General features: G+C 61.0%; 9 protein-coding genes. 6 read left to right on the forward strand and 3 right to left on the reverse strand.

All coding sequences use genetic code 11. The annotated features are described in order from the left end of the window. Window positions 1-100 precede the first annotated feature (100 nt). From dnaA to VX159_RS00020, 4 genes are all read left to right on the forward strand, one after another. Window positions 101-1,543: a chromosomal replication initiator protein DnaA gene (dnaA, locus tag VX159_RS00005; RefSeq protein ID WP_371323948.1), complete on the forward strand. Its 1,443-nt coding sequence runs from the start codon at window positions 101-103 to the stop codon at window positions 1,541-1,543. A 541-nt stretch (window positions 1,544-2,084) separates the two neighbouring features. Continuing rightward, window positions 2,085-3,191 (forward strand): DNA polymerase III subunit beta, encoded by a 1,107-nt coding sequence (dnaN, locus tag VX159_RS00010; protein WP_371323949.1) that lies wholly within the window; start codon window positions 2,085-2,087, stop codon window positions 3,189-3,191. A 49-nt stretch (window positions 3,192-3,240) separates the two neighbouring features. Further along, complete coding sequence (gene gyrB / locus VX159_RS00015) at window positions 3,241-5,727, forward strand: DNA topoisomerase (ATP-hydrolyzing) subunit B (RefSeq protein ID WP_371323950.1); 2,487 nt, start codon at window positions 3,241-3,243, stop codon at window positions 5,725-5,727. A 271-nt stretch (window positions 5,728-5,998) separates the two neighbouring features. Beyond that, window positions 5,999-6,241, forward strand: coding sequence for a hypothetical protein (locus VX159_RS00020; RefSeq protein ID WP_371323951.1), 243 nt, complete (start codon window positions 5,999-6,001; stop codon window positions 6,239-6,241). Between the two features lie 71 nt (window positions 6,242-6,312). Here the strand turns inward: VX159_RS00020 and VX159_RS00025 are convergent, their stop codons facing one another. Continuing rightward, complete coding sequence (locus VX159_RS00025) at window positions 6,313-6,747, reverse strand: amine oxidase (RefSeq protein WP_371323952.1); 435 nt, start codon at window positions 6,745-6,747, stop codon at window positions 6,313-6,315. 386 nt (window positions 6,748-7,133) lie between these two features. Between VX159_RS00025 and VX159_RS00030 the strand changes: the two genes are divergently transcribed. Then, entirely contained in the window at window positions 7,134-7,412 is a 279-nt protein-coding gene (locus VX159_RS00030; protein WP_371323953.1) for a hypothetical protein, read from the forward strand. A 22-nt stretch (window positions 7,413-7,434) separates the two neighbouring features. Here VX159_RS00030 and VX159_RS00035 read toward each other — a convergent pair whose 3' ends face one another. Then, the gene (locus VX159_RS00035; protein WP_371323954.1) at window positions 7,435-7,809 is read right to left on the reverse strand and encodes a hemerythrin domain-containing protein; all 375 of its coding nucleotides are present in this window, start codon (window positions 7,807-7,809) and stop codon (window positions 7,435-7,437) included. A 129-nt stretch (window positions 7,810-7,938) separates the two neighbouring features. Here VX159_RS00035 and VX159_RS00040 point away from each other — a divergent pair, with 129 nt between their 5' ends. Continuing rightward, window positions 7,939-8,280: a hypothetical protein gene (locus tag VX159_RS00040; RefSeq protein ID WP_371323955.1), complete on the forward strand. Its 342-nt coding sequence runs from the start codon at window positions 7,939-7,941 to the stop codon at window positions 8,278-8,280. A gap of 46 nt (window positions 8,281-8,326) precedes the next feature. Here VX159_RS00040 and metH read toward each other — a convergent pair whose 3' ends face one another. Further along, window positions 8,327-12,013 carry a methionine synthase gene (metH, locus tag VX159_RS00045; RefSeq protein WP_371323956.1) on the reverse strand — a complete coding sequence of 1,229 codons (3,687 nt, stop codon included), beginning with the start codon at window positions 12,011-12,013 and terminating at the stop codon, window positions 8,327-8,329. Window positions 12,014-12,083 lie beyond the last annotated feature (70 nt).

Here is a 12,083-nt window from a genome sequence, read left to right on the forward strand (position 1 = left end):
CCCTTCGCACCCTTCCTGGGTTGCTTTAAATCTCTGTATTTTCCTAATAAATCAAATAATTAACCGTTGCCAATCGGCACCGGCCGGAGTCTTTTTTCCTATGGCTGCATTCTGGGAATCCTGTCTCGCACGTTTTGAACAGGAACTGCCAACGCAACAGTTCAACACCTGGATCAAGCCCTTGCGGCTGGAAGGCGAAGCCGCTCCCCAGGAAGAAGGCCTGCGCCTGATCGCGCCCAACAGCTTCATCCTCAAATGGGTGCGCGACCGCTATCTGTCGCGGATCGAGGAATACGCCCGCAGTTTCTACTCGGCGCCGGTCAGCATCGCGCTGGTCATCGGCAACACCAAGCCGCCGGTTGCCCGCAGCGAACAGCCGGCAACGGCAGCCCCCGCAGCCGCTCCCGGAGCCACCGAACCCGCAGCCGGCCCCCTCGCTTCGACCAAGGCCACGCAACGGGCGGTTTCACCGGCGGCCCCGGCTTCCGGCAGCGACAAGCCGCGCGGCCGGATGAGCAACTACGAAAAATCGCGCTTGTTCTCGACCTTCACCTTCGACAATCTGGTCGTCGGCAAGGCCAACGATCTGGCCCGTGCCGCCGCCGTGCAGGTTGCCGGCAACCCGGGCGGTGCCTACAACCCGCTGTTCATCTACGGCGGCGCTGGCCTCGGCAAGACCCACCTGATCCACGCCATCGGCAACGCCATCCTCCGCGAAAATCCGGACAAGGTCGTCCGCTATGTGCATGCCGAAGACTACTACTCCGACGTCGTCCGCGCCTATCAGCAGAAGTCCTTCGACAGCTTCAAGCGCGCCTACCGCACCCTCGACGTGCTGCTGCTCGACGACGTGCAATTCTTCAACGGCAAGAACCGCTCGCAGGAAGAGTTTTTCTTCCTCTTCAACGCACTGATCGAAGCGCGCAAGCAGATTATCCTGACCTGCGACACCTACCCCAAGGACATCAACGGTCTCGACGACCGGCTGGTGACCCGCTTCGACTGGGGCCTGACCGTGCAGATCGAGCCGCCCGAACTTGAAATGCGGGTCGCCATCCTGAAAAAGAAGGCCGAAGCCGAAGACCTGCAGCTGAACGACGAAGTCGCCTTTTTCATCGCCAAGCACCTGCGCTCCAATGTGCGAGAACTGGAAGGGGCGCTGAAGAAAGTTCTGGCCTATTCCTCCTTCCATGGTCGCCCGATTGCCCTCGATCTGGCCAAGGAAGCACTCAAGGACGTAATCGGTGCGGTCCGCAACGTCGGCATGGACTACATCCAGAAGACCGTTGCCGACTATTACAAGATCAAGGTTGCCGACCTCTTTTCGAAAAAGCGCACGCGCGCGATTGCTCGACCGCGCCAGATCGCGATGTGGCTATGCCGCGAAGTGACCTCACACAGCTTTCCGGAAATCGGTGATGCCTTTGGCGGCCGCGATCACACCACCGTGATCCATGCGGTCAAGACCATCGACTCGCTGCGCACCAAGGAAAACGAACTCAACCACGATCTGCATGTGTTGTTGCAGGTTTTGAAGGGCTGATTTCAGCCGCCGGGTCGAACAAGTCTGGGGAAAAGCTGTCGGCCAACTGGGGAGAGAAGGAGCATTGCCCTGACCGGAAAAAATTGTCCGCAATTCATCCACAGCCAATTCAGTACCTTTCTCAGACCCTTTTTTATCAAACAAGCAACTGAAATAAAAGGGAAAATTTTACTTATCCACAGACTAGTTCCTGACTTATTCCTTATAGTCTTTTTGTATACAGCGTTTATTAAAGAATCAGGGGAAAACCTGAAAACGCTCAAAAAGAGCTGACGTATCGAACAAACGAAGGAAAGGCCGAAAGTTCACCGCCAAGCCGCAGTCATGCAGATTGTTGTAGACAAGTCTGTGAACAAGCTGTCTTTGCATTGGGGATGAAACGACTTAAGCCAGTTTGTGGGAAAATTGTCCCGTTTTCGTCCACAGCCAGTTCAGAGGCTTTTCCAGACCTGAAAATTGATGGCAAGTTACTGATTTTTATTTGAAATTCTGAGTTACCAACAGACTTGTTCCCGATATAGTCTTAGAAGGAATTTTATATATGGTTCTTATTAAAACCTTAAGAGACACGCTCCTCGCGCCTTTGCAGTCTGTGTCGGGGATTGTTGAACGCCGCCATACGCTGCCCATTCTGTCGAACGTGTTGCTGGAAAAACGCGGTGACCAGATGACCTTGCTGGCGACTGACATCGAAATCCAGATCACCAACCACGCTACCGGTGTCGGTGGCGACGGTGAAGGCGCTGTCACGGTTGGCGCCCGCAAATTGCAGGACATCCTGCGCTCGCTGCCGGACAGTACCGAAATCAGCCTGGTACTCGAGGACAAGCGTTTGCAGGTGCGTGCCGGCAAGAGTCGCTTCAGTCTGCAAACCCTGCCGGCTGACGATTTTCCCCGGATGACGCTGACCGAGGACGAAACCAGGCAATTCACCATTCCCCAAAAGGCCTTCCGCCAGTTGATCGGCAAGACCCAGTACGCAATGGCGGCACAGGATGTGCGTTATTACCTGAACGGCCTGCTACTGCTGGTCGAAGGTAACGAACTCCGTGCAGTGGCCACCGATGGTCACCGTCTGGCATTTGCCAGCGTCGGGATCGAAGCTGACCTGGCCCGTCAGGAAATGATCCTGCCGCGCAAGACGGTGCTTGAACTCAACCGCCTGCTTTCCGATAACGAAGAGCCGTTGACCGTGACTCTGGCCAGCAACCAGGTGCGTTTTTCCTTTGGTTCCATCGTTCTCGTGTCCAAGCTGATCGACGGCAAATTCCCCGACTACGAACGGGTGATTCCGCAGAGCCTGCGCAACCACATGACCGTTTCCCGCCAGACGCTGATGCAGGCGATGCAGCGTGCCGCGATCCTGACCAATGAAAAATTCCGTGGCGTGCGCGTCGTCCTCGCGGATAATGCGCTCAAGCTGATCGCTGCCAACGCCGAGCAGGAAGAAGCGCAGGAAGAAATCGAAGTCGCTTACGGCGGCGAAGCCATCGACGTTGGTTTCAACGTCAGCTACCTGCTCGACGTGCTCAACAACGTGCATGCCGACGAAGTGCAGTGGAGCTTCAACGACGCCAACTCCAGCGCCCTGGTCACCCTGCCCGGCAACGACCGCTTCAAGTACGTCGTGATGCCGATGCGCATCTGATCCCTGCCCGTCCCCACCCGAAGACCCGTTTCACCTGGAACAGCAAGCAATGAGCGAAGAAAGCCAACAGAACAACAGCCCGCAGGAAGCACCCGCCTACGGCGAATCCAGCATCCAGATCCTTGAAGGCCTGGAGGCGGTCCGCAAGCGGCCGGGCATGTACATCGGCGATACTTCGGACGGCACCGGCTTGCACCATCTGGTCTTCGAGGTGGTCGACAACTCGATTGACGAGGCCCTTGCCGGTCACTGCGACGACATCATTGTCACCATCCACACCGACAACTCGATTTCGGTGATCGACAACGGTCGCGGTATCCCGACTGGCGTCAAGATGGACGACAAGCACGAGCCCAAGCGCTCGGCGGCCGAAATCGCGCTGACCGAACTGCACGCCGGCGGCAAGTTCAACCAGAACTCGTACAAGGTCTCGGGCGGCCTGCACGGCGTCGGCGTTTCCTGCGTCAATGCCCTGTCCAAATGGCTGCGCCTGACCATCCGCCGGGATGGCAAGAAGCACTTCATGGAGTTTTGCCGCGGGGTGCCGGTCGACCGTGTCATCGAGCAGCGTGACGGGGTCGAGATTTCACCGCTCAAGGTGCTGGGCGATACCGAAAAACGCGGGACCGAAGTGCATTTTCTGGCCGATGAAGAAATCTTTGGCCACGTCGAATTCCACTACGAAATCCTCGCCAAGCGCCTGCGCGAACTCTCCTTCCTCAACAACGGCGTCAGCATCAAGCTGGTCGACCAGCGTTCCGGCAAGGAGGAACTGTTTGCCTTTGCTGGCGGTGTGCAGAGCTTCGTTGAATACGTCAATCGCACCAAGAGCGTGCTGCACCCGAAAATCTTTTACTCAGCCGGCGAAGCCAAGGTCGGCGGCGACGGCGTCACCATCGGCGTCGAAGTGGCGATGCAGTGGAACGATTCCTACCAGGAACAGGTACTCTGCTTCACCAACAACATCCCGCAGTCCGACGGCGGTACCCACCTGACCGGCCTGCGCGCGGCGATGACGCGGGTGATCAACAAGTACATCGACGAGAACGAGATCGCCAAGAAGGCCAAGGTCGATATTTCCGGCGACGACATGCGCGAAGGCCTGGCCTGCGTGCTCTCGGTCAAGATGCCCGACCCCAAGTTTGCCTCGCAGACCAAGATGAAGCTGGTTTCCTCGGAAGCCCGTCCGGCGGTCGAAGAAGTCGTCGCCCAGAAACTGGCTGATTTCCTGCTGGAAAACCCGATTGACGCCAAAACCATCTGCGGCAAGATCGTCGAAGCTTCGCGTGCCCGCGAAGCTGCCCGCAAGGCCCGCGAAATGACCCGCCGTAAAGGCGTGCTCGACGGCGTTGGACTGCCCGGCAAGCTCGCCGACTGCCAGGAAAAAGACCCGGCCCTGTGCGAAATCTACATCGTCGAGGGTGATTCCGCCGGCGGCTCGGCCAAGCAAGGGCGCGACCGCAAGTTCCAGGCGATCCTGCCGCTGCGCGGCAAGGTACTCAACGTCGAAAAGGCCCGCTTCGACAAGCTGATTTCTTCCGAGCAGATCGTGACTCTGATCACTGCGCTCGGCACTGGCATCGGCAAGGACGAATTCAAGATCGACAAGCTGCGCTATCACCGCATCATCATCATGACCGATGCCGACGTTGACGGCGCCCACATCCGCACCCTGTTGCTGACCCTGCTCTACCGCCAGATGCCGGAACTGATCGAGCGCGGCTACGTGTATATCGCCCAGCCGCCGCTGTACAAGGTCAAGCACGGCAAGACCGAGCGTTACCTCAAGGACGATCAGGAATACCACCAATTCCTGCTCAACATGGCGCTCGACGAAGCCGTGCTGACGCCGCAAACCGGCGCCGAGCCGATCAGCGGCAGCGCGTTGGAAAACCTCGCTCGTTCGTGGCTGGCCACCGAAGCGGTGATCGAGCGAATCGCCCACCTGATCAACCCGGACGTACTGCACGCCATCGTCCGTCACAATCTCACGGTCAACCTCGAAAACGAGCAAAAAGCCCAGGAAAGCGGCGAACAGATCGCTGCCCACGTTGGCAACGGCATCCGCATCGTGCCGCGCTTCGACGACATCCAGGAACGCTGGACCCTGCGCGTCGAACGCATGCACCACGGCAACCTCAAGGTCGGCCTGATCGACGAAGACCTGCTGCTCTCGGGCGACTTCCTGCAACTCAAGCGCACCGGCGAAACCCTCGCCGGTCTCTTCGGCGCCGGCGCGATCATCGCCCGTGGCGAGAAAAAGGCCGTCATCAGCAACTTTGGTGATGCGATGAAGTGGCTGTTGAACGAAGTCGAACGCGGCATCAACAAGCAGCGCTACAAGGGCCTTGGCGAAATGAACCCCGAGCAACTGTGGGAAACCACCATGGACCCCACCGTCCGCCGCCTGCTCCGGGTCCAGATCGACGACGCGATTGCCGCTGACGAAATCTTTACCACGCTGATGGGAGAAAATGTCGAACCGCGCCGGGAATTCATTGAAAACAATGCGTTGAATGCGAAGATCGATATTTAAATTAAATTTTTATTTTGATATTACACAATTTACTTGATTTTTATAAAAATCTATATTTTGTGATAATTAAAAATACGAAGAGGCCGCTTGCAAAGAGTGGCCTCTTTGTATTGGAGCGTCAAGATTGAATGTAGTTGTTTGTCCAAAGTAGCCAGATAGAGTGCGGATGAGCTACTTCTGAGCGCTTCCCTTAAACAGTGCCACCGGCAATTTGATGAAGGTTAGCATCCGCCGGGATAATCAAATTTTTTCCAGAAATCAGGAAATTGTCATGTTGCGATCCGGACTGCGCCTGTGCGCTGCCCTCACCTTCCTTCCCCTCGCCGCCTGCACCCTGTTCCAGCCCGGCTGGCATTGGGAGAAGGCCGGGGCTTCGGTGGCGGATTACGAGGCGGATTTGCGGTTTTGCAAGAGCCAGACCGGCCAGTACAACGATGGCACGGTGACCGGGGCTTCGGTGCGGCGGATTCAGACCTGTCTCGAGCAGCATGGCTGGCGCAAGCGCCAGGATTGAGCGGGTGGATGCCGGATAAAACAAAGCCCCCCGCCCTGGCTGGGCGGGGGGCTGGGTGATTCAGCGCCTAATTACTTGCTGGCGGGAGCCGGGGCTGCGGCTGCGGGCGCAGCGGGCGCTGCCGGGACGGCCGGCTTGGCTTCGGCCTTGCCGTGTTTCTCGTGCTTTTCGCCCTTGTGCGCGTGTTCCTTGGCCGGCTTGCCGGCAGGCTTGCTGGCTTCGGGCTTGGCGGTTTCTGCCTTGACCTCGGCTTTGGCCGGTTCGGCCGCTCTGACAGCTTCCACCTTCTTTTCGCCGGCTGTTGCGGCCGGGCTGGCGGCGACTGCGGCCTTGGCGGCAGGGGCGGCCTGGGTTGCCGGAGCGACCGGGGCAGTCAGCTTGGCTGCCGGGGCAGCGGCGGCGGCCGGAGTTGCCGGCGTGGCCGGGGCGGCATTGCCCTGGGCGAAGGAGGCGGAAGCGAAGCCGGCGGCAACGGTCAGAGCGACGATCAGTTTGGAAACTTGCATTTTTGTATCTCCTGGATTGGGTAGGTTGTTGGTTCGTTTTCTGGTGCTGACAACCTGATGCAGCGCCATGTGCCGAATAACGCGGGGGGTGACGCGGCCGATGTCAGCAGAAAAGTAATCCTGCGTATCCAAACGTAACCGGCTTGTGGCAAAGCGTTTCCGCCGGGTCCGGCCCGGTCGGTCTTGCCGTGCTCAGTTCGGACATCTCGGCGGCCTGGCTGCGCCGGGCACGGGCTTGCTGCGTAGCGGCCAGATGCTTGCGCACGGCCGCTCTGGCGACGTTGCGTGATCGCGCGGTAACAATTCGTATCTCCGGCGGTGTGCCGTCGGCGGGGGACGCTTGGGGGGCGTTTACACGGTCAACCCTTGTTTTGAGGAAAAAAGCCGTGAAAGCCAGTCGCAAAACCTTGTTGCTCACCCTGTTGCTCGCCGTACAGGCCAGCGCCTGCACCGTGGTGCCGGTCAGCCGGCCGTATTACTACCCGCGTGAAAGCGTTTATGTCGCGCCACCGCCGCGTGTCGAATATGTTGCACCGGCTTACGTTGCGCCGGCGCCAGTGGTCGGCCAGGTGTGGATCGGAAGTGCTCCGGGTTGGGGGCCGGGCTACCGCGATTTCCGGCATCACCGTCACGAGCATCGCCACGAACACCGTGGCTGGCGCTGAGCGTTGCCGGCCGGTTGCTTGCCTACTCGTCGGCCGGCCAGCCGGCTTCGAGCGCCGGGAACAGTTCGCGTTCCTCGAAATGCACGTGGCCGCGCAGCAATTCGCCAAGGCGTTGCAACCTGACGGCATCGTCTGGGCTGGCCAGCAAAGCACTTAATTCCCGGTGTTCGGCCAATAGCCGCCGGTGCAGTTCGGTGAGTTGGTGGGCGGCCAGTTCGGGGAACAACTCTTCTTCTTCGGCGGCGAAGTGGCGCAGCAATTCGGTACGGACGCCGGCGACTTCGGCGGCGACCTCGGCCACCGGCAGGCTGCTACCGGCGGCGCTGGCGTGTTTGGCTAGGCGCAGGGCGAGATGGTGTTCGCGCGAAAAGTGGAGCAGGCGGGGGTGACGGCGCATAAGGGGCGCTAGGCAGCAAAGATGCGAAGCCTGACTATAGAAAGCTGCCGGAGTGGCGTCAATCGGCCGCCGGCAATCTTTGGCAGTACGTATACTGGCCGCATGGATCAATCGTCAGGGAGTGCCAAAATGGCCGGTTTTGAAAACTATGCCCGCGATACAGCCGAGATCGAGGCCGAAATAGTTCGCAAGGGGATTGCCCTCGGGATCGACTGGGGCGACGACGTCGCGCTGCGCCTGCTGGCCCGCGAAGCGCTGGCCTTCAATCCGGCAGATGTTCATTTGTCGGCGAGTGCGGCGCTTGATTACCAGCAACTGGCGCGGATCGAACTGTTTGGCCTGGCGGGGGTAATGCTCAAAACCATGACTGAAAGCGCCGGGCAGGGTCTGGAAACGCATGGCGGGCCGGCCTGGAAGGCTTTTGCCCGGGCCCTGTGGGCGGAAGCCCGGAGTCGCGGTTTGCTGAGTTGAAGGCGGCCAACCTTGCGGATGGCCGCCTTCAAGCTGTTTGCGCTGCTTACAGCAGCGGTGCCAGCCAGCGTTCGGCTTCCTTGAGCGGCATGCCCTTGCGCGCGGCCCAGTCTTCCAACTGGTCGCGGCCGATTTTCGGGATCGCGAAATAGCTGGCGGCCGGGTGGCCGATGTAGAAGCCGGAAACCGCCGCCGCCGGGGTCATCGCGCAGGATTCGGTCAGTGCCATGCCAATCGCCGGGGCGTCGAGCAGCTGGAACAGCTCGCGCTTGGCGGTATGGTCCGGACAGGCCGGGTAGCCGGGGGCCGGGCGGATGCCCTGATACTGTTCGGCGATCAGCGCGTCGTTGTCGAGCTGTTCATCCTTGGCGTAGCCCCAGTACGTGCTGCGTACCTGCTGGTGCAGCCATTCGGCGGCGGCTTCGGCGAGGCGGTCGGCCAAGGCCTTGAGCATGATTGCCGAGTAATCGTCGTGCGCCGCCTCAAAACGGGCGACGTGCGCGTCGATGCCGAGACTGGCGGTGACGGCGAAGGCGCCAGCGTAGTCCTGCTCGCCGACATAGTCGGCCAGCGCCACGTTAAAGCGGCCCTGCGGCTGCTTGTGCTGCTGGCGCAGGCCGACCCAGCGGGCGGCTTCCTGGCGGCGCGACTCGTCGGTGTACAGCACGATGTCTTCGTTCTCGCCGCGCGCCGGGTAGAGCCCGAACACCGCTTTCACGGTCAACCAGCTTTCGGCAACGATTTTGCCCAGCATCGCCTGCGCGTCGGCAAACAGCTGACGCGCAGTTTCGCCGACGGTTTCATTCTGCAGGATGGCCGGGTAGCGCCCGGCCAGGTCCCAGGTCTGGAAGAACGGCGACCAGTCGATGTAGGGCAGCAAATCGGCGAGCGGGATGCTGAGTTCCTGGCGGCCAAGCTGGGCCGGCTTGATCGGGGTATGGGCCGCAGTGAAACGGTTGGCGCGGGCCTCGGCCAGCGTCACCAGCGTCGCCCCCTTGCGCCCGGCGTGTTCGGCGCGCACTGCTTCGTATTCGGCGGCGATTTCGCTGACGTAGCCGGCCTTTTGCTCGGTCGACAGCAGCTTGGTGGCGACGCCGACGGCGCGCGAGGCGTCTGGCACATAAACCACCGGGCTTTCGCTATTCGGCGCGATCTTGATCGCGGTGTGGGCGCGGCTGGTCGTCGCGCCACCGATCAGCAGCGGCTGTTTGAGGCCGAGGCGCTGCATTTCGCTGGCGACGTGCGCCATTTCTTCAAGCGACGGAGTGATCAGCCCGGAGAGGCCGATGATGTCCACCTGATGTTCCTGCGCCGCCTTGAGGATGTTGTCGCAGGACACCATCACGCCGAGGTCGATCACATCGTAGCCGTTACAGCCGAGCACCACGCCGACGATGTTCTTGCCGATGTCGTGCACGTCGCCTTTAACGGTGGCCATCAGGATCTTGCCCTTGGAGCCGAGGCCGGAGCGGGCTTTTTCTTCCTCGATGAACGGGACCAGATGCGCGACCGCCTGCTTCATCACCCGCGCTGACTTGACCACCTGCGGCAGGAACATCTTGCCGGCGCCGAACAGGTCGCCGACGTGGTTCATGCCGTTCATCAACGGCCCTTCGATCACCGCCAGCGGCGGCTTGCCGGCGGCGGCGAGCTGGGCGCGCACTTCTTCGGTGTCGGCGACGACGAAATCGGTGATGCCCTTGATCAGCGCATGTTCCAGCCGCTTTTCCACCGGCTGCTCGCGCCAGGAGAGATCGGGGCCGCTGTCCTTGCTCTTGCCTTCCTTCACCGTCTGCGCAAACTCGACCAGCGCCTCGCCGGCACCGGGGTTTCGGTTCAACACCACGTCCTCGACCTTGGCCCGCAGTTCCGGCTCCAGATCGTCGTACACGCCGAGCATGCCGGCGTTGACGATGCCCATGGTCATGCCGTTTTGGATCGCGTGGTAGAGGAAGACGGTGTGGATCGCCTCGCGCACCGGGTCATTGCCCCGGAAAGAGAACGAGACGTTGGAGACGCCGCCGGAAATGTGCGCGTGCGGCAGGTTCTCCTTGATCCAGCGCACCGACTCGATGAAGTCGACCGCGTAGTTGTCGTGCTCGGGAATGCCGGTGGCGATGGCGAAGATGTTCGGGTCGAAGATGATGTCTTCGGCCGGGAAACCGGCGCCGCCAGCGGCTACCGGCTTGGTCAGCAGTTCGTAGGCGCGGCCGCAGATTTCGGTCTTGCGCGCATAGGTGTCGGCCTGGCCTTTCTCGTCGAAGGCCATCACGATCACGGCGGCACCGTAGCGGCGGGCGAGCTTGGCCTGTTCGAGGAACTTGGCTTCGCCTTCCTTCATCGAGATCGAATTGACGATGCCCTTACCCTGGATGCACTTGAGGCCGGCCTCGATCACTTCCCACTTCGACGAGTCGATCATGATCGGCACCCGCGAAATGTCGGGTTCCGAAGCGATCAGCTTGAGGAACTTGTCCATCGCGGCGAGCGAATCGAGCATCGCCTCGTCCATGTTGATGTCGATCACCTGGGCGCCGTTTTCCACCTGCTGGCGGGCGACGGCCAGTGCGTCGTCGAAGCGGCCTTCGAGAATCATCCGCGCAAAGGCGCGTGAACCGGTGACGTTGGTGCGCTCGCCGACGTTCACGTACAGCGAATCGCGGGTGACGTTGAACGGCTCCAGCCCGGAAAGGCGCAGCGCCGGGGCGATTTTTGGCACTTGACGCGGGTTGACCGTGGCCACGCGCTGCGCGATGGCGGCGATGTGCTCGGGCGAGGTGCCGCAGCAGCCGCCAACGATATTGACGATGCCGGCCTTGGCCCAGCTTTCGATCTCGTCGGCCAGCATCTCGGCGGTTTCGTCGTAGCCGCCAAAGGCATTCGGCAGGCCGGCATTGGGGTGGGCCGAGACGAAGCAGTCGCAAACGCGCGACAGTTCTTCGACGTACTGGCGCAGTTCCTGCGCGCCGAGCGCGCAGTTGAGGCCGAAGGACAGCGGCTGCACGTGGCGCAGCGAGTTCCAGAAGGCTTCGGCGGTTTGCCCGGACAGGGTGCGGCCGGAGGCATCGGTGATGGTGCCGGAAATCATCACCGGCCAGCGGCGGCCGGCAGCGTCGAAAAATTGCTCGATGGCGAACAGCGCCGCCTTGGCGTTGAGCGTATCGAACACGGTTTCAACCAGCAGGATGTCGGCGCCGCCATCGACCAGGCCGCGAATCGCTTCCAGATAATCGCTCACTAGCGCATCGAAAGTCACGTTGCGGTAGCCGGGGTCGTTCACATCCGGCGAGATCGACGCGGTGCGGCTGGTCGGGCCGAGCACGCCGGCAACGAAGCGCGGCTTGGCCGGGTTGGCAGCGGTGAATTCGTCGCACAGCGCGCGTGCCAGCGCGGCGCCTTCCTTGTTCAGCTCGTAAACGATGGCTTCGAGCTTGTAGTCGGCCTGCGAAACGGCGGTCGAGTTGAAGGTACAGGTTTCGAGAATGTCGGCGCCGGCTTCGAGGTACTCGCGGTGGATGCCGCCGATCACGTCCGGGCGGGTCAACACCAGCAGGTCGTTATTGCCCTTGAGGTCGTGCGGGTGATCCTTGAAGCGTTCGCCGCGATAATCGGCCTCCTGCAGTCCGTGGCGCTGGATCATCGTCCCCATCGCGCCGTCGAGCACCAGCAGGCGCTGCGCAAGCAGGGATTGGAGTTCGGCGGTTTTGTCGGAAATTCGGCGATCTGGCTGCATGGCGATGACCTCGGCAAGAGTGCGGGCCGGGAACGCAGACGCCAGACAAAGCAAAACGGCGTCGCAAACC

Source organism: Dechloromonas sp. ZY10 (genome assembly GCF_041378895.1).
GTDB lineage: Bacteria > Pseudomonadota > Gammaproteobacteria > Burkholderiales > Rhodocyclaceae > Azonexus > Azonexus aquae.

What these genes read in the sequence shown, in the direction of transcription:
- dnaA (WP_371323948.1), top strand. Translation starts at nt 101, where the DNA reads ATGGCTGCATTCTGGGAATCCTGTCTCGCACGTTTTGAACAGGAACTG.
- dnaN (WP_371323949.1), top strand. Translation starts at nt 2,085, where the DNA reads ATGGTTCTTATTAAAACCTTAAGAGACACGCTCCTCGCGCCTTTGCAG.
- gyrB (WP_371323950.1), top strand. Translation starts at nt 3,241, where the DNA reads ATGAGCGAAGAAAGCCAACAGAACAACAGCCCGCAGGAAGCACCCGCC.
- VX159_RS00020 (WP_371323951.1), top strand. Translation starts at nt 5,999, where the DNA reads ATGTTGCGATCCGGACTGCGCCTGTGCGCTGCCCTCACCTTCCTTCCC.
- VX159_RS00025 (WP_371323952.1), bottom strand. Translation starts at nt 6,747, where the DNA reads ATGCAAGTTTCCAAACTGATCGTCGCTCTGACCGTTGCCGCCGGCTTC.
- VX159_RS00035 (WP_371323954.1), bottom strand. Translation starts at nt 7,809, where the DNA reads ATGCGCCGTCACCCCCGCCTGCTCCACTTTTCGCGCGAACACCATCTC.
- VX159_RS00040 (WP_371323955.1), top strand. Translation starts at nt 7,939, where the DNA reads ATGGCCGGTTTTGAAAACTATGCCCGCGATACAGCCGAGATCGAGGCC.
- metH (WP_371323956.1), bottom strand. Translation starts at nt 12,013, where the DNA reads ATGCAGCCAGATCGCCGAATTTCCGACAAAACCGCCGAACTCCAATCC.